This is a genomic window from Neptuniibacter sp. SY11_33 (assembly GCF_047778025.1).
Lineage (GTDB): Bacteria > Pseudomonadota > Gammaproteobacteria > Pseudomonadales > Balneatricaceae > Neptuniibacter.
This window is the reverse complement of the sequence record NZ_CP180543.1, coordinates 2,122,440-2,144,227: the sequence shown is the minus strand read 5'-3', so window position 1 is coordinate 2,144,227 and position 21,788 is coordinate 2,122,440. Positions and strand designations below refer to the sequence as shown.

Here is a 21,788-nt window from a genome sequence, read left to right as displayed (position 1 = left end):
ATGGATTGGGGTATCTATGTTTTTAGAAGTTGTAGCTTAATATTTTTCATAGCCCCTTTTGTTTGAATTTATGTAATTTAGTCATACCTTTTGGGTGTTTGTCTTTAACAAGAACTTTTTCCCCTTTAGGTCAAAGGACTCACTTTTCAACGGAGTGTTTTAGTGCAAGATATGGAAAGCCTGATTCTACAGCTAAAACAGCAGCCAGCACTTCAAGAAAAAACAGTGTTAGCTATTGAATGCACATGGGATCGGCTGTTACAGGAACTGGATGAGTTGCTATGCCAGCTAGGTTTTACTTCCTTCACTTATTCGGTGTTGACGCGTCAGCATATTGAGGGCTTGTCTGATCATCAGAAGCAGCGTTGGGAGAATGGCTTTGATATTGTTGGCTCACTGCCAGACGCAGTAGTTAAAGCTTATTACCGTGATGTTGCTCACGCAGATCCATTATGGAAAGAACTACCAGAAGCGCGTTCTCCACTTGTAGTTAATAATGCAGATGGTGGACTAGGGGCGCAGGCGGAAACGTTTTGGAAACAGAATAATATTGCTTCTCGTGTTTACATACCGATGACAGGTGTGAGCGATAATTATTGGTTCCACTATTTTGGTCTGTTTCACAGTTTGCCTGCACGTGAATTCGAAGAGTTCTTTGATTCGGTTAAGGAGTGGTTGGTACCTATTTTGGCTCGCTATCACTCATTGCTACAGGTTGTATGTGAGAAAGAGCAGAACCCTTTCCTTAAGCAGGAGCTTCTATCACACACCTGTCGCCAGATAATTCAGATGACTGCTGAAGGTATGGCGGTGAAAAGAATTGCTGACAAGCTAGCGTTAACTGAGGAAGGGATTACTTATCATATTACTCGAGCTAAGCGTGTTTTTGGTGCACGTAATAAAACGCAGCTCGTAGCTATATTGTATGAAGTAGGTCTTTTGTAACTATAAGCTATCAATCAAGGTTGATAGCTTATGCGTTTTCCAAAACTTTGGCTCTCGTTTTCGTACTCTGACGATTGATTTTGGCTTTCAACTGCAACCTGATCAGCAGGTTTGCCGCTAAAGTCTCCCCCGCTGATTATTTCCCACTCGTTGTCATGTTTATGTAAGTAGGCGTAACAACAACAGCATTTATACAACTCACTACCTTTCAATTCACTAATCTTTTTTAGTGCAGAGTGAGGTTTGTGATGCAATACAAGGCTGTAACATAGCGTACATGCCTTTTCCATTAGCTTGATCCTCCATGATAAGGCTATCAATAGATACAAATTAGCACAGGGTTTCGGATTTGAAGCTAAGAAAAATTCCTATTTTCTTACGATGGTCAAATTTATTTGTAAGAGCGCTAACCAGAGCTAGCAGCATTTTTTTGCAATCGGTATGATTACCTCAACTAAGTTTGACTTTATGCTTGGGCCTTTAGTTAGGTTCCCAAATCCTAATCTAGGAGATGATTTTTTACAGCGCTAACTCTGTTCTAGTGTAAGAAATGTCTCCCTTTTGATAGAGAATTATCTGTATGCAAATTGCTGAAAATCTAGTTGGCTTCATCCACTACACTCTTAAAAATGAAGAAGGTGAAGTTCTAGACTCATCTCAGGGGCAAGAGCCATTACCATTTGTTTGTGGCGCTAATAATATCGTTCCTGGTTTGGAAAAGGCGCTAATCGGTAAAACTGTTGGTGACAAGCTGGATGTGGTTGTAACACCTGAAGAGGGTTACGGTGATGTGCGTGAAGAACTAGTGCAAAACGTTGATCGTGCTAATTTTCAAGGCATTGATGATATTCAGGTTGGCATGCAGTTTATGGCCGAAGCTCCTTGGGGACAGCAACCAGTAACTGTTATTGCTATTGAAGAAGATAGTGTGGTCCTTGATGGTAACCATCCTTTAGCTGGTCAAACACTTACTTTCAGTGTTGAAGTAACAAATGTTCGTGAAGCGACTGAAGAAGAGCTTTCTCACGGTCATGTTCACGAAGAAGGTCACAGCTGCGGCGGTGCTTAATTTGTAATTATTTTAGATAGTAAAGCCCGGTTTTAACCGGGCTTTTTTGTGCCTATCTAATCGATAACACCCTCTTAAAACTCGATCTTTGACTATCATTAATCTGAATGTATCGGTGTTACCGTAAAACGGTTGTCTTATTAAAAATATCCGCAAGCATAGATCTGGAGGCTTTTTATGAACATAGAGCAGATGGGTATGCTAAATCAGCAGGCACGAATTAAGGGTGTTAATTTTATCGAGTCTGGGTGTGGTCCTATGGTTATAGAGGTGGAATTTGATGATCATGATCACCTTCAGAAAGAGTTGATTAAAGATCAGGAAGGTAAAGTAGTCACTTGTCATAATGTGAAAGAGGGTTACGATATTTGCCTTAAAGCAGGTATCCATGAGGCTAACCTTGTTCAGATTGAGACCCATGACGAAGCCTGTCGTTCTGATTTTGCGGATTATCATCAGGACTCAATTCCTCTAAAATTTTAGTCGCTAGATCGGATAAGCTCGTGCAGGAGCATAGCCAAACTGGCATAGTAATAACTCAGGGATATGGAGTTAGGTGTTCATGCGCGAAAAGCTAGATCAGATTGTTGAAGCAGTTAGCCAAGTTTTATACGGAAAAGAGGTTCAGATCAGGCAAGCGTTGACCTGTTTAATTACAGGGGGGCATCTGCTAATTGAGGATCTACCTGGTATGGGCAAGACCACATTGTCCCATGCTTTAGCTAAAGTCCTTGGGTTAGATTACCAAAGAATCCAATTCACTAGTGATATGTTGCCTGCTGATATTTTAGGGGCATCCATCTTTGATTCTGCAAATGGTCAATTTGTGTTTCATAAAGGGCCGGTATTTACTCAGTTATTATTAGCCGATGAGATAAACCGTACAACGCCAAAAACCCAAAGTGCATTGCTTGAAGCGATGGAGGAAAGGCAGGTTACTGTAGAAGGACATAGCTATGAACTGCCGCAACCGTTCTTTGTTATTGCTACCCAAAACCCTATCTCTCAATACGGTACATTTCCTCTACCTGAATCTCAGTTAGACCGATTCTTAATGCGGATTCATCTTGGTTATCCATCTTTGGAAGCTGAAAGGGAGCTTCTATTGGGGGGGGATGCTCGTAAGAAAATTCCTGACTTACTGGAGCAACTTGCACTAAGCGAGCTAGAACAAATTAGAGACGAGTGCACTCAGGTTTCTGTGTCAGGCAGTGTATTGGACTATATTCAAAGGTTGGTTAAGTACAGTCGAGAGTCAACCGACTTTGAATATGGGATCTCGCCGCGAGGCAGTTTGGCGTTGCTCAATACGGCTAAAACGTGGGCTTATATTAGCGGTAGAGACTATGTTATTCCTGAAGATATTCAATCTTTGCTAGGACCTGTTTTTGCTCACCGTTTGCGTTCCACAGAAGATTATATGGATCAGAGTGGTACTGCTCTTGTTCGTAAATTACTCAGTGAGGTTGATGTGGTTGGTTGAGCAATTGAGAAATCGGCTTCAAGAGTGGATTGATAAGGTTGTCAGTGCTAGGCGGCCTAAAGGCCATTCCATTCTTTTAAATCAAAAGCGTATCTATATTTTTCCTACGGCTTCAGGTTGGAGCTTTCTCTTTCTTTGTATTCTGCTTTTTTTTATCGCAACTAATTATCAGAATAACCTTATTCATGCGGTAGCCTACTTGTTAGTCGCCCTTGGGGTGTTGACCATACATTTTACCTATCTAAATCTATCAGGTTTAAGAATCACTGCGCTAAGAGGTAAAAATTGCTTTGCCGGTGATTCAACTTATCTTTCGGTACTTCTGGAATCTGAAAATAATCGGAACTACGAAACTATTCAGTTGAACTGGAAGGGTCAGCCTGAAGAAACAGTCCATCTCGAAAAAGAACAGGCTCGAGAAGTTGAACTTAATCTGACTACCGAGAAGCGTGGTCGTTTAAAGCCCGGTCCACTGAAGATAGAGACTACTTATCCATTTGGTTTATTAAGGGCTTGGAGTTGGATTGAGTTGGATCTAGATATAGTCGTATTTCCAAAACCTCAAAAAGGACCGCGACCTGATTTGAATAGCGGTGATCAAGATAGCCAGTCTGGGAATAAGAGAACAGGCGATGATTTCTTTGGTTTGGAAGAATATCAGCCCGGCCAATCCACTAAGCATATTGCTTGGAAGCAATATGCTCAAGGGCGAGGTTTGTTAGTCAAACGCTATGTTGGGCAGCAAAGTCGTAAGGTGTGGTTGAATTGGGAGTCTTGGCCGGACCTTCCAATGGAGCAAAGGCTCAGTGTTCTCTGTTACTGGGCGATTCAATTAGAGCATGAAGGAATAGATTTTGGGTTGATGTTACCCAATAAAAGAATCGAGCCTACATCGGGTCCAGATCATTTAGAAAGGGTTTTAACGGTACTGGCTGTATTTGGAGGGGCGAATGGCAACTCTGGCCATGCATAACCAACAGCTTAGCCGTACAGCTCTGCTATGGCAGTTGATTAGTGTATTTGTAGTTGTGCTGCCTCACGTTAGCCACTTGCCGTTTTGGGTGCCAGGTATAGTGCTGTTCACATTAAGCTGGCGAGTCATGGTCTTTATTGGCCGTTGGTCGTTTCCTGCTAAATGGTTTAAGTCTGTTTTAGTTTTTGTCGCAGGTGCATCTGTTCTGCTTAGTTATCAAGAGGGTGGGGGGATTAGCTCTACCGTCTCTTTGCTGGTGGTCGCTTTCTCGCTTAAATTGTTGGAGATCTATAAACGGCGTGATGCACTGGTTGTTCTTTATGTGGCATACCTCATTGCGGCATCCATTTTTCTATTCACGCAAACTATCTGGATGGCCATTTACACTTTCTTTTGTTTGTTAGTGATCAGTACAGCTTTGCAAGCAATACACATTCACCGTGCCGTTCCTTTCTTCCAGCCGTTTAAGCGTACCAGCTTGATGTTTATTCCGGTGTTCCCATTAATGATTGTTTTATTTATGGGGATGCCAAGAATCGATCCATTATGGCAGATTAGCTTTGATAAAAGTGCAGCCAAAACTGGCTTGTCTGACACTATGGCACCTGGTGATATAACACGGTTAACGCGTTCCGCAGAGGTGGCTTTTAGGGCGACATTTGAAGGCATAAAACCACCCCAATCAAGCTTATATTGGCGCGCTATTGTACTGCATGACTTTGATGGTCGTAGCTGGAGTAACCAAGAAAGTAGTTTAGTAAATAGAGATAAGGCGACAGCGCCAGAGCGTTCTGGTACAAAAATTGGTTATGAGCTTATTCTTGAGCCGACTCAGGCGACTTATATTCCCGCATTAGATTATGTCAGTAAAACACCAAGTGAATTAGAGTTTCGTGCTGGGCGAGTACTAGAAACACGCCGGCCACTGATTCAACGGAAACAGTTTTCTTTAGAAGCTCAGCCGACTTTGTCTATTGGGGCTAAACGCAGCTACCAGAGTTTTTCTCGAGAGGTTTATCTACCTGAAGGAAACCCTGAAACATTGGATTTAGCTCGGCATTGGTGGCGAGAAACAGGCAATGAAGAGGCGTTTATTCGGCGTATTCTGCAATTCTTTAATCAAAGCTTTACGTACACGCTCTCACCACCTCCATTGGGGGTAAATACAGTGGATGACTTTCTCCTCAAAACACAGCGCGGCTTTTGTGGTCATTACTCAAGTGCTACTGCTTTTATGCTTCGTGCGGTGGGGATTCCTGCCAGGATAGTTACGGGGTATCAGGGGGGGGAATGGAACCATTACGAAAACTATTTATTAGTAAGGCAGTATGATGCTCATGCTTGGGTTGAAGCATGGCTTCCACAAAGAGGTTGGGTGAGGATAGATCCAACTGCAGCGGTTTCTCCTGATCGTATTGAAGAAGCGTCGAGTGAAGTGTTATCCCGTGAGCCCGAGTTCTTAAACGAAAGCCCTGTGCAAAGTTTAGGTATTAAGGGCGATGGGTTTTTATCAGAATTAAGGCTGAGAATAGAAGGGCTAAACTATGCTTGGCATCGTTGGGTTTTACACTATCATCATCGACAGATAGATCTGTTACGTGATCTCTTAGGCAAAGTAACTGCTTGGCGTTTAGTGTTATTTCTACTCGTCCCGTTTGCCATAGTGATAACAATCACAATGCTCTTAATGGCTCGGTCTAGTGCTGCGCCAGCTAAAGATCCCTTTGACTCAAATATTACTCGCTTATCAAATGGCTTAAAGCCGAAGGGCTTGCAGAGATCAAAAGGTGAAACGGTAGGTGATTACTGCGCGAGATTAGCTAATGTACGTCCTGATTTAGCCGAGGTTTGTAGTCAAATTGCTCTGCAATACGAATGTGTTAAATATGCTGTAAATGATGATGGACCAACGGTTACTGAGTTTTCAAAATCTATAGATCAATGCTTGGTTTCATTTAGATAATTCAGATTTTTAGCATCGCTAATTTGTTCCTTAATAGCGGTAAAGTTTCTTCTTCAAACCATGGGTTTTTCTTCAACCAGATCTGATTTCTGGGTGATGGGTGAGGTAAAGGAAATAAATGGCTAGGGGCTTTGTCAGCATTTTTTACCCTTTCTGTGAGGGTCTTGTGTCCCGCTAAGCTTTGCACTTCTTTTAGGTAATAACGCTGAGCATACTGACCGATTAGTAGGGTTAATTGGATGGAAGGCATTTCATTCAATAGGAGGTCGTGCCAAGTAGGTGCGCATTCTGGTCTTGGTGGGTTGTCACCTGAGTGGCCTTTACCAGGATAGCAAAAACCCATAGGTACGATTGCAATTTTGTTTGCATCGTAAAAATTTTCTTTGTCTACTCTTAGCCATTCTCGTAATCTATCGCCGCTTGGGTCGTCCCAAGGTATGCCTGATTTATGAACTCGACTGCCTGGGGCTTGGCCAATAATCAGGAGCTCTGATTTAGCAGATGCTTGAACTACAGGGCGTGGCCCTAAAGGGAGCTCTTTTTCACAGATATTGCAGCTTCTGATTTGCTCAAGCAGTTGATCCAATTTTAAATCTCCATAAGCTATCGCGTTATGATTCGTTGTCTTAAACAAACAGTTAAACCCTAATGAATGAAACTATAGAGCAGTACAGAATAATTAGAAGTGCACGAAGGAAAACAGCGGCTATTCAGGTGGATGAAAAGGGTGTATCTGTTCGAGTTCCGGTATGGGTAACGGATCAATGGGTACGTGATTGGGTTGCTAAGAAACAGGATTGGATAGCTCGGCAACAGGCGGTTATGTCACAAAACCTTGAGATGTTTTGTTTGAAAACTGAGAAAGGTGCTCTATTCCCATATTTAGGGAAAGAATATGTTCTAGATTGGTGCAGTGGGGCTCGATGGGATGTCCAATTTGAAGGTGATACGCTATTAGTGGTAATGGGTAAGCGTCGTTCATCTGTGAAGGAAGATTCAGAACGCGTTGAAGCTTTTTTGAAAAAATGGCTTAAAGAGCAGGCAGAGCAGTTCATCTCTGAGCGAGTAAGATATTGGGCTGATGTTAAAGGTGTTAGATATAATTCATTGAAATATAAGAGTTTTAAGCGGAGGTGGGGCAGCTGTTCTGCGCGAGGGGAAATTACATTTAATTGGCGACTAGTATTTGCAGATAAAAATATTATAGATTATGTGGTTATTCATGAGTTATCACACCTGACTCATTTAAATCACAGTCCTAGATTTTGGGCGCTAGTTGAAAAGTACTGCCCAGATTGGAAAGAAAAGCGTTCTTATCTTCAATCAAAAAATGCTTGGGTTCTTTGGTGACTGTTTGTTTGAAATGCTGAGTGGTTGTGTTATTTTTGAAGTGATTTCATAGTGTTAACAAGCCATGCATAGCTACATATATAGACTATGCTGTTTGGAAAAGGAGTTTTAGCACTATTTGCCAAGTGAGATGGCACAGGCAGCTATAACAATAATGAGAGCGAAAATGAGCCTATACAAGAGTATTGAGAAATCTATATTCAATACGTTAACTAAGAAGATCTTAGGTAACGTCCTATTCCTACTTTTACCCCACATCGTTTTAGTGGTTATTGGTTACTACCACTTTGAGAAGCTTGAGCAAGGCCTCTCTGGAGTTGAAGCCGCTGCTGTACCTGTAGAGCTGATTCAGTCCCATCTGGATTCTTTTAGCTTTTATGGTGCGCTCACGGTAGGATTCGCTCTTATCACAGGTATTGGCACAATCTTCTTTATGCGCCATCTTTTCCTGCGCCCAATTAATGAAATGACTGATATCTTGAAGGCGATTAAGGATAAAGATGGTGATATTTCCGCTACTTTACCTGAGTACACTTACGATGAGATCTCAGAAATGGCGGAAAGCTACAATGGCTTCTCATCCAGTTTGAAAGCGATGATTGCTGAAAGCCGTCGCCGCAGTGTAAGCGTTGCACTGAGTTCTACTCGGCTACAAAAGGTACTTATCGAAGCGCAAGGTTCTGCTACAAAACAAGAAGAGCAAGCTCAGAAGGTATTCCAATCCTCTCAAGAGGCGACTCAAGCAATTGATAATATTGCAGGCAGTACTCTTGAGATCTCTGAGCGCAACACTCGAAACTTGGAAGAGATTCGTACCTCAAGTAGCGAACTGGGCCGTGTACAAAATCAAGTTGAAGCGATTAGAGTGCAGGTGACTGATTTCCAAGATACTGTTCATCAACTTGAGATCAATTCCCGTAATATTACTGAGATCCTTGGCATGGTTAAGGATTTCTCCGATCAAACTAACTTGTTGGCACTTAACGCTTCTATTGAGGCGGCTCGTGCAGGTGAAGCTGGTCGAGGTTTTTCTGTAGTAGCTGACGAAGTACGTAACCTTTCTCAGAAAGTAAGCACAGCCACTAGTGAAATTGATCAGAATATCAGCCAGATGTCTTCGTTGGTCGGAAGTACTCGAAGTAGTGCTTCGACAATTCTAGAGTATGTTGGTTCGACAGAAGAGTTTATCGGTAGCACGAATGACCAATTCCACGGACTTGTAAGCGACTTTGAAGAGTTAAACAGCCAGCTAAGTAGTATCAGTGCGGCTATAGACGAGTTGGCTTATACAAACCGTGAATCGCACAATCATGTATCTGAAATTACCAATATCTCTACATCAATGCATGGTGAGATCGAACAATCACGTCGCTTCTCTGAAGAGCTAGAGCATTCGACAGAGGAAACGCAGGAGCTTCTTTCTCGCTTTATCATCGGTTACGGTGGTTTTGAAGGAATGATCCAAGCGGGGCGTCAGTGGAGTCAGCAAGTTCAAGATGCACTAGAAGAGTTAAGTAATCGTGGTTGTAATATGTTCGATACTAACTATGTACGTACGAACGATGGTCAAATGCCGGAGAAATATGACACCAGCTATGCTGATCAGTATGAAGCAATGATGCGCCCACTGTTTGATAGTTTTATTTCGCAGCGCTCTGAGTTTATTTATGCCATCGCCGTAGACCGCAATGGATACGCTGCAGCTCACCATACAAAAGTATCTGAGCGAATGACGGGCAACTTTGAAGTGGATAATTTGAAGAGCCGTAACCGTCGAATTTTTGCCGGTAACCGTGCTGAAATTCGTCGTGCATCTTCTACAGCGCCATTCTTATTGCAGACTTATATTCGTGATACAGGTGAAATTCTGAATGATCTATCGATCCCTCTGTATATCAACGGACAGCATTGGGGTGGATTGATTATGGGCTTTGCACCAGAAAACTTACTGGAAGACAAAAGCTAAGGAATCTGGGCTGGAGGCATAAAAAAAACGCGGTATTAACCGCGTTTTTTATGTCTGCTTGTTAGATTACATGTCGTAATCTGTTACAAGCTGCTCTACGAGTTGTTTAACCGTATCGTAAGATAGCGGCTTGCTACAGATGGCAGAAACGCCTGCGCTTTGCACGGCGGCTAAGCGGCTTTCGTTTTGCTCGCTAGTCACCATCAAGATTGGAACGGTAGGTTGCTCGCTATGGCTTCTAATATGCTCTACAAGCTCTTTTCCGTCGACATTGGGCATATTGTAGTCAGTGATGATCAAATCATAACGACTGCCATTGGCGATAAACTCAAGAGCCTCGGAGCCATCTTTTGCCGTATCAACTGACTGAATAGAAAGAGAGTCCAGCATCTGCTTGATGTAGTTACGTGACATTTTGCTGTCATCAACAATCAGCACTCTCAGCGCATCATATTCTTCTCTATCACTGTCAGTTTCAAAATCAGTGATGTAATCAAGCGTGCTCCTTAGGGCCATGTCCATCTCTTCGCGGCTAAACGGCTTGGGTAAGATGCCAATCGCTCCTGCTTGGCGAATAGGCTCTAGGTAGCGATAGTGTGTTTCAGAGGAGATCAAAAGAAACGTCACGTGCTCCAAAGCACCTAATCCACGCATTTGGGTTACCAAATCTGTACCCGTCATGTCTGGTAAATGCATGGAAGATAAAACTAAATCGGGTGGAGAAGATAGCATGTGTTCAAGGGCCGGTTTAGCTTCGGAGAATTCCTCGATATTGTTTATGCCGAAACTGTTTAAGTGGCCGATGATAATGTGGCGCTGAACCTTTGAGGGTTCGATTACAGTGACATATATACTACTTAATTCCATATCCTAATCCATTAACAGGTAACTTAGCGGAAGTCGCTAAGGGATAGATAGTTGATTAAAGTTTAGATCATGACAGAGATAACCCTAACAGAAAAGTGGTGAATTGAGCTTTATCCTATTAAATGTAAAGGTTTTTGAGTGTTCGATCCTAATATTGAGGCTTTTCTTAACTATTGATTGTTTTTTGGGCGATACATTACCCGGATTTGTTTGAATTTTGCCCAGGAAGATAAGTTGTGCCCTTATAAATAGAACTATTTTGTTATATTTTTGAATGATTATGTCACTTTTTTTCTGATTTTTTGTCCTTGGTTTAAACTTAATCTAAATATCCCATATCTAGACTAGATATTTAAAATCCACTGCCTTTATGGCTATAAATAACTGATAAACATTACATAATCATTTATGGGTTATTTTTATTTGAGTGCTTTTGATTATCAGGACGTTCGTGGAAGGATTTATGAAGTTAAAGTTCTGTTATTTTTTGTCATTGATTTATTGGTTTTGTTGTCATATTGGTATGCTAATGCAGCTTGATCTAAATCAGTAAATTCTTATGTTTTGATGTTGTTTGTATAATCAGAGGCGTAGCATAGGAAGAGAGAGGTGGAAAAAGCTGGTTTAGATCAGCGTTTTTTACCTCATGTGTTCCAAGCAAAAAAGGTCAGAGTAATGTGCCCAAATGGAAACGCCGATCTAACTAGGAGTTTGATTCTTAATGCTGCAACTCGCATCATCAGTCAAGATGGATTACAAGCGCTGACGGCGGGCAGGTTAATTGCAGAGGCAGGGGTTAGCAAAGGAGGACTCTATCATCACTTTCGTACAATGACGGAAGTTGAACTTGAGGTGCTCCAATTACTTTCCAGTAAGTTGCTCCTAACATTGCAAGGCTACCAAGCTCCGCAAACTAAAGAAGAGTTTCTAGATCGAATAGAAACGGAGTTCTTTGATTGTTTGATTACTCAGGATGAGACGGCACGAGCATTGTTCGGATATGTTTCATCTGCTTCGTATAATCAGCAGATACAAGTACTATTGCGTCAATTGCAGGATGATATCTCTCTGCAACGACTGCAGCTTCTTCAAAAACTCAGTGCAGGTACGTCTACTGCATCATTGCAGAATACGGTTCAGATGATTGCCACTATTCAAGCAGGTTTAATGATGCGCTTTTATGTTTCAGAGGATCCTGTCAGTGTGAGAAATTACTGGCGAACGTGCCGAGTATCACTTGATGAGTTGTTAGGCATTAAAGATCAATCGGATCTGAGTTGGGAAATTGTGCAGGCTCCGCCAACACCCATCCCATCTATCTGTTCCTAGGCGCTATTCATAAGTGCTATGAGTGACCTTGTAGAGATCTCTGCAAGGTCATTTTTATTTTCTTATTAATTTGAAAGTTGCTCAGCCATTTGCGCTTTCAAAGTCGAAACAAACTTATCGCTGTCTTTAAGTGCTTTAATCTCAAGCTTATCTTCATTCTCTTTCAGGTAAAGCGTGATGATCTGCACCATGTTTTCTTTGTGTTGGTTAATCTCTTCGATCTCGCGAAATGTCACGCGGGTTTCTGTCTCGTCGGAAGGCACTTTTAATAAAATTGATTTAGGTGCAATCTCTACAGACATATTTTTCATTTGATCTTTGGTTTGTTCTAGATGATGTTTGTACCAGCTAGCTAGGATCAAACCTATACCCAGTGGTGCGAGAAGATATATCTTGGAAAGGTTCATCATCATTAGCATCAGCGCAGCACCAACAAAACCTAATTGGCAGTTGGTTAGTAGTGATAATTTTTTCTCAAAGAAATCTTTGTCCCAGTGATAAATAGAATCTGATTTGTCCACGCTTGTACCCCTTAATAATCAGGCATGAGTCTCGCTTTAAAGGTAATTTTTTGCAAGCGTGAAAAGCAGGACAAAAGTCGTGTAACTTGATGTACTATCAAATACTCTTCGAAGCTTAGATAAAAAGTTCTAATCGGCCCTACAAAATGTAAAGGAGTACTGAATGTCACGTTCTAAATTGCTGGGATCTGTACTGGTTACCTGCGCGCTGATAGCGGGATGTGATGATAATAAGGACGTTGCAAATGCGGCCAAACAGGATGCGGCAAGCGAGAAGGTCCAAAATGCCGTTGCTGAAGCCTTAAGCGTTCTCGATATCTCGGAACGTGAATATGGTGATGTCAATGCGCTGACACTCCTGTTTAACTCTCCATTAGATCCGGATCAAAAATTTGAACGTCATGTGGTGATTTCACCAGATCTTGGTACGCCGGTACTCAGTAAAGATGGGCGTTCTCTTCGATTTGTTGGGCCTGAGCCGCTTCAAAAATATGATATTCAAATTAAACAGGGCCTAAAAAGCGCTACAGGGGTAGTGCTTGAGACAGGCGTGAGTAAATCGTTAAAGGCTAGAGATTTACCTAAGCTAGTCGCGTTCGAAACGGATGGTGCCGTAATGATTCCAGGCAAGGTGGAATCCTTGCCTCTGATTGCGGTCAATGTGCCGGAAGCTGAGATAAATATTTATCAGGTAAAGCAGGAGAGTAGCGTTCAGTTTTTTGATGAATATCAATCACTGAAAAGTGGCGATCGATGGTATTTCGATGAAGATGCGCTGGCAAGTTCAGTCGATCACGTTTACACAGCGCGTATTCAGGTTGGCGAAGATAGAAACAAGCGCAATCGAGCTGGATTTGCTGTTGCCTCTGTTCCGAATATTGATCAAGGCGGTGTTTATTTAGCAACGGTTCGAGAGCCCGGTGGATTTAGTTATCAAACAACCTGGTTTAGTGTTTCAGCTATAGGCCTGCAAGCCAGAGACTATGGTAAAAGTACGACCTATATCGCCCAAAATGCTGCAACAGGGGATCTGCTTGAAGGGGTAACCCTTAATATCCTTGATCGTAATAGTAAAGTGATCGCAACGGGCGAAACCGATGAACAAGGTACCTGGCAAGTTGACAATAAGTGGCAGCGAAAGAGCCCTCGCTTGATCATAGCGCAACATAATCAACAGGTGAGCGTTCTCAAATACCACGCGCCTTCTTTAGATCTATCCGATTATCCTGTGCATGGCAGACTGACTAAAGAAGTGGAAATCTTTACCTTTGCTCCTCGTGATATCTATCGTCCCGGTGAGGAACTGGTCTTTGGTTCACTTATGCGTGATCAAGACGGCAATTTACTTACAGGGCCTCTAAAAATAGAACTGATTAAACCCGATGCGGATACAGCTGGCACTTGGCTAATTGAACCTTCAAAGCCAGGTTACTATGAGTTCCGATATGATCTTCCAAGTAATGCGATCTTGGGTGGCTGGCAGGCTAAAGTATTTAGCCCGGCAAGTAAGAAAAGTGCTACTTATTATGACTTTAAAGTAGAAGCTTTTTTACCAGAACGCCTACGTTTGGTATTTGACCAGACAGCGACACCGCTAAGTTTTGATCTTAACGATAAAATTAAAATACCTGTAAAAGGGGAATACCTGTACGGTGCGGTTGCCGCTGGAAACCGTCTTGATACGCAGGTGACTTTAAATGCGTGGCCTGAACCGTTTGATAACTTAAAGGGTTTTAAGTTTGGCGTGCCCTCTACAGTGGATTGGCAACAGTTTAGTCTACCGGCCGTAAAGCTGAATGATGCAGGTGAGACCTCAACTGAATTTAATCTATCTCAATATAACCCGCAGTCTTTTGAAAGCCCGGCTCGCATTAATGTGCGTTATAGCTTGTTTGAAAGTGGCGGTCGCGCAATTAACCGTTCTCGCTCAGTACTTTTATGGCCAAAAGATAGTTTTGTTGGTGTGAAGCCTTCTTTCGAAAATGACCAATCTGGAAAAGATGAGAATGTTAGTTTTGAATTGGTTAGAGCTGATAAACAGGGCCAACTACTGAACTCTGGAGAAGTCAAAGCAACGCTTTATCGATTAGAAGAGAAGTATTTCTGGAGTCATACCCCTGAGCGCGGTTGGCACTATCAAATCGAGAAAAATGAATACCCGGTTGCGACTGAATTTATTCAGTTAGCTTCCGATCAGCCTCAGCAATTATCCATGCCAGTCGAATGGGGTCCATACCGTTTAGAGCTGGATGATATTTCTGGTAAGAGTAAAACTGTTTATACCTTCCAAGCGGGTGAGCCATGGTATTACAGCTGGCAAACAGCTTCGGATCGTATCCGTCCCGATCTGGTGACCTTGGCGTTAGATAAAGAGTCATATCAAGCGGGAGACAGAGTTAAAGTAAGACTGGCTTCGCCAACCGAAGGCAAAGCGGTGGTACTTCTTGAAACCGATCAGGTTCTACATTCCCAAGAAGTTTTGTTAGACAATCGTGAAGCTGAGGTCGAAATACCTCTACCTGCTGATCTGAATCGTCATGATGTTTATATCAGTGCCTTTGTCGTGGCGCCAACCGAGCATAAAGATAAAGTAAGTAAGCGTAGTATCGGTATTGTTCATCTACCTTTGGATCGTGTTGATCGTGAACTCGATGTAACTATTGAAGTTGCTGAATCACTACTTCCAGAAACCAAAGCTAACTTAACCCTTAAAGTCACTGACAAAGCAGGTAAGCCTGTCCAAGGTGATTACTATATCAGTCTAACAGCAGTCGATAGCGGTGTGTTAAGTGTGACGGGATATAAGCAAACTGATCCTTTTAACTTCTTCTACGGTCGTCGTGCTTACAACCCGAAAATCAGCGATATGTACAATGATTTAATTGAGCCTCACATGTATAAGGACGCTCAGATTCGCTGGGGTGGTGATGGAGAGCTAGAACGCGGTGGCGAAGTGCCTCCGACTGAAGTAGAGATTTTAAGCCTATACCACTCTCCAATCTCTTTAGAAAATGGAGAAGCGACGGTTGAACTTGATTTGCCAGCATTTGATGGCGAGCTGACGTTAACTGCGTTGGCGATGTCTGACAATAAATTTGGTTTAGAGAGTGAAACAACCAAAGTTGCGTCTCCTGTAGTGGCTCAGTTGTCCATGCCTCGATTCTTAGCTATCGGTGATAACACAACCATGGCGTTGGATTTAGCCAATGTGTCTGATGATGCTCAAAATGTATCTGTGAAATTAACTCATCAGGGCGCTGTGAGTTTAAGGCAAGATAGCTTTGAGCTGTCGTTGAATAAAGGCGAGAAACAGGTATTGCCTTTGATCGCTGATGCAGTTGAGTTGGGTGAAGGGTTCATCAGTGCCGAGATTACTTTCGGTGATGTTCAGTTAAATCGTGAGTGGGTACTAGGTGTACGATCGGCGTATCCTGCCGTTTATGGCTCGACTATGCGTGTATTGGCAGCAGGGGAAAGCATTCAATTCCCTATCGGGTCTATTCAAGATCTCAGCAAACTGCAATCGCAGTTACGTGTAGCGAATACGCCGGACCTGAATGCTCAGCAGCATTTTAAAACCCTGATGAGTTACCCATACGGTTGTTTAGAACAAACTACCAGTAAGTCGCAACCTTTGGCGTTGTTATTGGCAGGTGAGAAAGCTCCGGCTTACACGCGTTCTGTCACTAATTCTCAATTTGAAAATGGTATTAATGCTGCGATCAGTCGTTACAGCGAGTTGCAGTTAGGCAATGGTGGTTTTGGCCTATGGGATAAATTCTCGCCAGAAGAGCATTGGTTAACTGCTTATGCGACGGACTTCTTGCTGCATTTAGATCGTTCAGGTTTTGCTGTACCTAATGCCATGCTGACTAATTCTGTAGGTCGCCTACGCTCTTATGTACATAACCGTAAAGCGATTTCGGTTAGAACTTGGTCAGATATTCCTTCCCATTATGAAATATCCTACAAAGCTTATGCTGCTTATGTTTTGGCTAAGCAAGGTGAAGTGACCTTAGGACCATTACGCGATCTTGCAGAGCAGCAACTTAACGACTCTCGTGGTGTGCTGCCGGGGGTGCACTTAGGATTAGCGATTATTGAAACCGGTAGCCTGCAAGAAGGTGCAGCCATAGTGCAACAGGCTCTGTTAACAGAGAGGGCAGAGGGTTATCTAGGGGATTATGGCTCGGTTATTCGCGATAAAGCGATGGCGATTCATACCATTCTGGAACTGCCTAATGCACGCTCAATACACAAAGTCGCCTTGCAACAGATCCCCGACCTACTTGTTCTTTTGAAGCAGCAGCGTTGGTTGAGTACACAGGAAAAGGCAGCCTTACTGCACTTGTCGAATGCGCTTAATCAAATGGATAAAGAGGGAGAATGGCAGGGGAAATTACTTCAAGGTGAAATTGAGACGTTGCTGGAAGCTACGACCGAGCTAGGTCGTAATCTAGATAGTTCAGAACTAGCATCTACTGCGTTTACCAATACAAAAGACAAACCTGCTTATGCAAGTTTCCATTGGACGGGTATCCCTAAACAGATGCCTAAACATGTGAATGAAGGGATCAATTTAGATATAGATCAGTTCCGGGTCTTGGATGGTAATGCGCAATTACTGAAGAAGAATCAGGTATTAAAAACAGGCGATCTACTGTTAACACGTGTGAGACTTTATAGCGAAAAGCGTGTGCCTGACGGTTTATTGGTGAGCTTGCTACCTGCTGGGGTAGAGCTGGAAAATCAGAATCTTCAGCATGCGCTTAAGTTAAAGGATATTCGTATTGACGGTGAGACTGTATCTCAGCGGGCAATGATCTCCTATCAGGCATTTCAAGATGACCGTTATGTTGCCGCCGTTGATATTCCAGAAAAACGCGAGCAGGTGGTTTATTTCTTAAGCCGGGCAGTAACGCCAGGACATTACTTAGTACCACCTGTACAGGCTGAGTCTATGTACAAACCGTCCCACCGGGGTGTGGCTAATAGTATTGAGTACTTAACCGTTATTCCTTAAAAAGTTTACCTTGAGCGGGTGTACCTTCAACGTGTACACCTTAAGCGTTTGATGTGAGGAAAGATGCGATCTGTAATTAAATATACCTGTTGTTTGCTTTGTCTTATTGCGGCAGGTCTATGGATAGCAGATCGTGCATTCCCTTTACATGATAATTCTGAAGCAGGGGCCGCTACGGTTGTTCTCGACCGTCATGGTGAACCCTTGCGAATCTTCGCTGATCACAATGGCGTATGGCGTTACCCCGTTTCTATTGATCAAGTATCGCCTCGTTATATTGAAGCGCTACTTACTTACGAAGATCGGTATTTTTACCAACACCCCGGCGTCAATCCATTTAGCTTGCTCCGTGCAAGTTGGCAGTGGATCGCAGAGGGCAGAATTATCTCTGGTGGTTCTACGCTGACCATGCAAGTGGCGCGCTTGCACTATCCGAGCCAGCGCAGTGTTAGTGGTAAATTGCAGCAGATCTTAAGAGCATTGCAGCTGGAATGGCATCTGTCTAAAGATCAAATCCTAACCTTATATCTAAATACTGCACCCTTTGGTGGAACCATCGAAGGGGTGCAAGCTGCTAGTTTACAATATCTGCAAAAACCAGCGTCGCAACTACGATTTTCTGAAGCCGCTCTGTTAGCTGTTTTACCTCAGGCGCCTTCACGTTTGAGGCCGGATAGGCATCCAAAACTAGCACAGCAATATCGAGATAAAGTATTGGATCGTTTGCTTAGCTTTCAAGTCTGGAGTGAAGAAAGTGTCACCCGGGCGAAGCAAGAAAATATAGAAGTTTGGCCTCTATCAAATCCGATGCTCGCGCCAATTTTGAGTCGTCGCTTGAAGCAGTCAGAAGCAGAAAAAAAGGTTATACGTTCAACGATTGATAGCGGTATCCAGCAGAATTTCTCTGACCAAATAAAGCGTTATGTAGCCCGGCAGGCTAAAGGTATATCGGCGGCGGCCTTGTTGGTTGATAATCAAAACCGTCAGGTTGTGTCCTATGTAGGGTCGGCAGATTTTCTAAATGCACAGCGTTTTGGTCATGTCGACATGGTTACAGCGATGCGTTCTCCCGGCTCAACTTTAAAGCCCTTTTTATATGGATTGGCGCTGGATGACAGTCTTATTCATAGTGAGTCCCTATTAGCTGATGTGCCTATAGTGACAGGGCAATACCGACCGGGTAATTTCAGCCAAGGGTTCTCGGGGCCTGTATCAGCATCCTCCGCATTACAACGCTCACTTAATTTGCCATTTGTTCAATTGATACAGCATTACGATTCTCAGCGTTTTGCTAACAAACTCGATCATGTTGGTGTTCCCCTGAAAATTCCCGGTGGGCGCGCTAATCCCGCAATTATCTTAGGTGGTGCTGGTAGTTCTTTAGAGCATTTAGTGACGCTCTACTCGAGTTTTGCTAATTCAGGCAGTGTTGCGCCATTAAAGTATTCTATCGCTGGTGGATTTGAAGAAGCTGCTAGTGTTAATGAATCAGGGCAACCAACGCGGCAATTGATGAGTCCAGACGCCGCATGGATTACTTGGAATGCCCTTGCAGATATAGATCCGCCCGATCAATTTATTGACGGCTATTCGCGGGCGCATCTTCCCAGAATTGGTTGGAAGACTGGCACCAGTTGGGATTATCGTGATGTATGGGCAGTGGGTGTGTCGAAAAGATATACGCTAGGGGTCTGGCTTGGTAAACCCGATGGTTCGCCTATGGAGAGAACTATGGGCCGTGTTTTGGCGGGCCCTTTATTGTTTCAGCTTTATCAATTGCTGGAGCCCGAAACTGATACGATTACAAAACCCGAGGGTATTGTGGAGCAGTTAATCTGCTGGCCTGATGGCAGGGTTGTGATGTCAGGTGATCAGGCATGCGATCAAGTTAGAACTGCATTTACGATTACTCAAAATACCCCGCGCACTTTAGATCCGGAATTTTCAAAACAAAGCCGATTTTATAGCCCGCAATATAATTATCTAGTGGATCAACAATCAGGATTAAGGGTGACAAGGGAATGTGATATAGGTTCTATGAAAAGCCAGTCAGATTTTGTCTGGCCTGTGGCAATGGAGCCTTGGATCTCTAAACAATGGCGAAGGAATGTTCGCATTCCTCCTTTTGATAGCAAGTGTAAAACCATCTTGCAAACCAGTGCGCTTTTAAGATTGCATGGCATCAACGATCAACAGGTGTATCACACCAATGGGTTGGAGGTGATAGACGTGGATGTTAGAGCCGAGGGGAGTGAGGGTAATCTTAACTGGTATCTCAATGGCAGGTTGCTTGAAGGGGCGGGCAATAAACAGACACTGACACTGCAAGGAAGCCAAACATATCAGCTTTATGTTCAAAGTATCTCCGGATCGAGCGTGCAGATTGAGTTTAGCGTCCTATAACGACTTGAATAAAATCGTATGGCTCTTCATTTAAGCACTCGATAAAATATAGAGACTAACTCTAGAGGCTGTTGAATGAAAAAGTTAATTATTGGTTTCGTTTCCGCTGTTTTATGTATGCCTGTTTTCGCAGCAGACCCTTATTGGGAAGAGGGTAAAACTGAACAAAGCTATGAGATCGATGTCTACCATAGCCCTACTTGTGGTTGCTGCAAGGGGTGGATTACTCACCTAGAGCAACACAACTTCAAAGTGAATAGTATCGAGATGCATGATGTTTCACCGATCAAACAACGCTTGGGTGTACCTGCCCAAGGCGCATCTTGTCATACTGGTGTTGTAAATGGCTTGGTGGTTGAGGGTCATGTGCCAGCGCAAGATGTTAAAAAATTATTGGCTGATAATACCGAAAATATCCGTTTGTTAACCGTGCCGGGTATGCCATCGGGTGGCCCAGGTATGGATATGGATGGTGCACGAAAAGATGATTTTAAAGTCTATGCGGTTTCAGAGGCTAACGAAGTTAGCGTTTATTCGGAATACGCGGATTACTAAATCCAGCCGTGGAAATAAAAAAGGCGAACCATAGTGTTCGCCTTTTTTTAGATGTAATCGAAATTACTTACGGATACCTTCGATGTGAAGTTCTAGGTATACCGTTTCAGCTGCAGGGCCTAACTGGTAGTTCATACCAAAATCTTTAGGTTGGATCTCTGTAGTACCTTCGAAGCCTGCACGGTAGCCGCCCCAAGGGTCTTTACCTTCACCTACTTTTTGTACGTCGATAGAGATCTCTTTGCTTGTTCCGTACAGTGTCAACATACCTTTCATTACGCCGCTGCCATCTTCATTTGGAGTGTATGAAGAGCTAACAAAAGACGCTTTAGGGTGTTTAGCTACGTCAAGGTACTCATTGCCACGGATATGCTTATCACGCTCAGCGTGGTTAGAGTCAAACGAGTTAACATCAATATCAACATTCACTTTAGATGCAGCAGGGTTCGCTGCATCGTAGCTGAATTCACCAGAGAATGTGTTGAAGCGACCAGTTAACCAGCTAGTGCCCAAATGGCTGATACGGAATTGAATGGATGCGTGCGCACCTTTTGTATCAATAACGTAATCCGCAGCATAAAGAGGGGATGTAGTGATTAGAGAGGCTAGCGCCAATCCTTTAATAAATTTAGATTTCATCAATGTTCCTCGCGTAGCGCTAGCATGCGCTTTAATGTTTTGTCTTTATCTATGTAATGGTGCTTTATCGCAGCGAAAGCATGTAATGCTGCTAGCACGATGAGTGTTGTTGCTATCAAAAAGTGAATCTCACCTGCAATATCCTCCTGCTGTTCCATTGCGAAGGGTAGTGCTGGAATACTAAACCAAGTAAAAACTTCTATAGCTCGACCGTCAGCGGTAGAAATTAGGTAGCCTGAACACAAGGTAAGTAGAAGTAAAACTTCGAGCAATACATGTGCGGCTTTTGCTGCAATGGCCATCTTCTTTGGTTGTGGCAGTGCCTTTGGCGAACGGTTAAATAGACGCCATGAGATGCGTGTAATCAATAAGCCTGCTAGTAGTATGCCGATACTCTTATGCCAGATAGGCACCGTCCGGTATTCGGGATCGTAATAGCTTAAGCTTTCAATATATAAACCGAGGGGATAAAGGCCAATAACCGATAATGCAATGAACCAATGAAGTAGGATTGGGCCCCACCCATAGCTGTCATCATCATTCAATATTTTGCGGTTAAATGGCATCTACTTCTGTCCTCAAATTATTTTAACTATGCAACCATAAATAGCATTGTGCTGCAGTTAAGTTTACGAAACTTTACAAGATGTTAGCGTCACCTTTTGGATTTGCTTTTCAAACTTTAATGGCTAATCATTAATG

Annotated in this window: 17 protein-coding genes; 12 read left to right on the top strand and 5 right to left on the bottom strand. The window is 43.1% G+C overall.

What is annotated here, in order from left to right:
* Positions 1-171 precede the first annotated feature (171 nt).
* From ACMXYV_RS10165 to ACMXYV_RS10140, 6 genes are all read left to right on the top strand, one after another.
* Entirely contained in the window at positions 172-945 is a 774-nt protein-coding gene (locus ACMXYV_RS10165) for a helix-turn-helix transcriptional regulator (RefSeq protein WP_415891434.1), read from the top strand.
* Positions 946-1,525: 580 nt separating this feature from the next.
* Complete coding sequence (locus tag ACMXYV_RS10160; protein ID WP_415888386.1) at positions 1,526-2,014, top strand: FKBP-type peptidyl-prolyl cis-trans isomerase; 489 nt, start codon at positions 1,526-1,528, stop codon at positions 2,012-2,014.
* 177 nt (positions 2,015-2,191) lie between these two features.
* On the top strand, positions 2,192-2,497 hold the full coding sequence (locus ACMXYV_RS10155) for a hypothetical protein (protein WP_415888385.1): 306 nt from the start codon (positions 2,192-2,194) through the stop codon (positions 2,495-2,497).
* A gap of 79 nt (positions 2,498-2,576) precedes the next feature.
* Positions 2,577-3,497 carry an AAA family ATPase gene (locus tag ACMXYV_RS10150; protein ID WP_415888384.1) on the top strand — a complete coding sequence of 307 codons (921 nt, stop codon included), beginning with the start codon at positions 2,577-2,579 and terminating at the stop codon, positions 3,495-3,497.
* Between the two features lie 4 nt (positions 3,498-3,501).
* Positions 3,502-4,470, top strand: a complete 969-nt coding sequence (locus tag ACMXYV_RS10145) for a DUF58 domain-containing protein (protein ID WP_415888383.1) — start codon at positions 3,502-3,504, stop codon at positions 4,468-4,470.
* A complete protein-coding gene (locus ACMXYV_RS10140) occupies positions 4,448-6,433 on the top strand; it encodes a transglutaminaseTgpA domain-containing protein (RefSeq protein ID WP_415888382.1) in 1,986 nt (661 codons plus the stop codon). The genes ACMXYV_RS10145 and ACMXYV_RS10140 overlap by 23 nt, the downstream gene beginning before the upstream one ends.
* A 1-nt stretch (position 6,434) precedes the next feature.
* Here the strand turns inward: ACMXYV_RS10140 and ACMXYV_RS10135 are convergent, their stop codons facing one another.
* On the bottom strand, positions 6,435-7,019 hold the full coding sequence (locus ACMXYV_RS10135) for a uracil-DNA glycosylase family protein (RefSeq protein ID WP_415888381.1): 585 nt from the start codon (positions 7,017-7,019) through the stop codon (positions 6,435-6,437).
* A gap of 62 nt (positions 7,020-7,081) precedes the next feature.
* Here ACMXYV_RS10135 and ACMXYV_RS10130 point away from each other — a divergent pair, with 62 nt between their 5' ends.
* Both ACMXYV_RS10130 and ACMXYV_RS10125 read left to right on the top strand, forming a co-directional pair.
* On the top strand, positions 7,082-7,783 hold the full coding sequence (locus ACMXYV_RS10130) for a M48 family metallopeptidase (protein WP_415888380.1): 702 nt from the start codon (positions 7,082-7,084) through the stop codon (positions 7,781-7,783).
* A 166-nt stretch (positions 7,784-7,949) separates the two neighbouring features.
* Positions 7,950-9,749, top strand: coding sequence for a methyl-accepting chemotaxis protein (locus ACMXYV_RS10125; protein WP_415888379.1), 1,800 nt, complete (start codon positions 7,950-7,952; stop codon positions 9,747-9,749).
* 66 nt (positions 9,750-9,815) lie between these two features.
* Here the strand turns inward: ACMXYV_RS10125 and ACMXYV_RS10120 are convergent, their stop codons facing one another.
* Positions 9,816-10,616 (bottom strand): response regulator, encoded by an 801-nt coding sequence (locus ACMXYV_RS10120; RefSeq protein WP_415888378.1) that lies wholly within the window; start codon positions 10,614-10,616, stop codon positions 9,816-9,818.
* Between the two features lie 609 nt (positions 10,617-11,225).
* Between ACMXYV_RS10120 and ACMXYV_RS10115 the strand changes: the two genes are divergently transcribed.
* Positions 11,226-11,945, top strand: a complete 720-nt coding sequence (locus ACMXYV_RS10115) for a TetR/AcrR family transcriptional regulator (RefSeq protein WP_415888377.1) — start codon at positions 11,226-11,228, stop codon at positions 11,943-11,945.
* 65 nt (positions 11,946-12,010) lie between these two features.
* Here the strand turns inward: ACMXYV_RS10115 and ACMXYV_RS10110 are convergent, their stop codons facing one another.
* Positions 12,011-12,466 (bottom strand): hypothetical protein, encoded by a 456-nt coding sequence (locus tag ACMXYV_RS10110; RefSeq protein ID WP_415888376.1) that lies wholly within the window; start codon positions 12,464-12,466, stop codon positions 12,011-12,013.
* A gap of 163 nt (positions 12,467-12,629) precedes the next feature.
* Here ACMXYV_RS10110 and ACMXYV_RS10105 point away from each other — a divergent pair, with 163 nt between their 5' ends.
* From ACMXYV_RS10105 to ACMXYV_RS10095, 3 genes are all read left to right on the top strand, one after another.
* Complete coding sequence (locus ACMXYV_RS10105) at positions 12,630-17,489, top strand: alpha-2-macroglobulin family protein (protein WP_415888375.1); 4,860 nt, start codon at positions 12,630-12,632, stop codon at positions 17,487-17,489.
* Positions 17,490-17,552: 63 nt separating this feature from the next.
* Positions 17,553-19,892, top strand: a complete 2,340-nt coding sequence (gene pbpC, locus ACMXYV_RS10100) for a penicillin-binding protein 1C (protein WP_415888374.1) — start codon at positions 17,553-17,555, stop codon at positions 19,890-19,892.
* 75 nt (positions 19,893-19,967) lie between these two features.
* Positions 19,968-20,447, top strand: a complete 480-nt coding sequence (locus ACMXYV_RS10095; protein WP_415888373.1) for a DUF411 domain-containing protein — start codon at positions 19,968-19,970, stop codon at positions 20,445-20,447.
* 63 nt (positions 20,448-20,510) lie between these two features.
* Here ACMXYV_RS10095 and ACMXYV_RS10090 read toward each other — a convergent pair whose 3' ends face one another.
* Both ACMXYV_RS10090 and ACMXYV_RS10085 read right to left on the bottom strand, forming a co-directional pair.
* Entirely contained in the window at positions 20,511-21,086 is a 576-nt protein-coding gene (locus ACMXYV_RS10090; protein ID WP_415888372.1) for a YceI family protein, read from the bottom strand.
* Positions 21,086-21,652: a cytochrome b gene (locus ACMXYV_RS10085; protein WP_415888371.1), complete on the bottom strand. Its 567-nt coding sequence runs from the start codon at positions 21,650-21,652 to the stop codon at positions 21,086-21,088. Before ACMXYV_RS10085 ends, ACMXYV_RS10090 begins: the two co-directional genes overlap by 1 nt.
* Positions 21,653-21,788: the final 136 nt, after the last annotated feature.

Excerpts from the sequence above, each read along its gene's own strand:
- ACMXYV_RS10165 (WP_415891434.1), top strand. The coding sequence starts at position 172 with ATGGAAAGCCTGATTCTACAGCTAAAACAGCAGCCAGCACTTCAAGAA.
- ACMXYV_RS10160 (WP_415888386.1), top strand. The coding sequence starts at position 1,526 with ATGCAAATTGCTGAAAATCTAGTTGGCTTCATCCACTACACTCTTAAA.
- ACMXYV_RS10155 (WP_415888385.1), top strand. The coding sequence starts at position 2,192 with ATGAACATAGAGCAGATGGGTATGCTAAATCAGCAGGCACGAATTAAG.
- ACMXYV_RS10150 (WP_415888384.1), top strand. The coding sequence starts at position 2,577 with ATGCGCGAAAAGCTAGATCAGATTGTTGAAGCAGTTAGCCAAGTTTTA.
- ACMXYV_RS10140 (WP_415888382.1), top strand. The coding sequence starts at position 4,448 with ATGGCAACTCTGGCCATGCATAACCAACAGCTTAGCCGTACAGCTCTG.
- ACMXYV_RS10130 (WP_415888380.1), top strand. The coding sequence starts at position 7,082 with ATGAATGAAACTATAGAGCAGTACAGAATAATTAGAAGTGCACGAAGG.
- ACMXYV_RS10125 (WP_415888379.1), top strand. The coding sequence starts at position 7,950 with ATGAGCCTATACAAGAGTATTGAGAAATCTATATTCAATACGTTAACT.
- ACMXYV_RS10120 (WP_415888378.1), bottom strand. The coding sequence starts at position 10,616 with ATGGAATTAAGTAGTATATATGTCACTGTAATCGAACCCTCAAAGGTT.
- ACMXYV_RS10105 (WP_415888375.1), top strand. The coding sequence starts at position 12,630 with ATGTCACGTTCTAAATTGCTGGGATCTGTACTGGTTACCTGCGCGCTG.
- pbpC (WP_415888374.1), top strand. The coding sequence starts at position 17,553 with ATGCGATCTGTAATTAAATATACCTGTTGTTTGCTTTGTCTTATTGCG.
- ACMXYV_RS10095 (WP_415888373.1), top strand. The coding sequence starts at position 19,968 with ATGAAAAAGTTAATTATTGGTTTCGTTTCCGCTGTTTTATGTATGCCT.
- ACMXYV_RS10090 (WP_415888372.1), bottom strand. The coding sequence starts at position 21,086 with ATGAAATCTAAATTTATTAAAGGATTGGCGCTAGCCTCTCTAATCACT.
- ACMXYV_RS10085 (WP_415888371.1), bottom strand. The coding sequence starts at position 21,652 with ATGCCATTTAACCGCAAAATATTGAATGATGATGACAGCTATGGGTGG.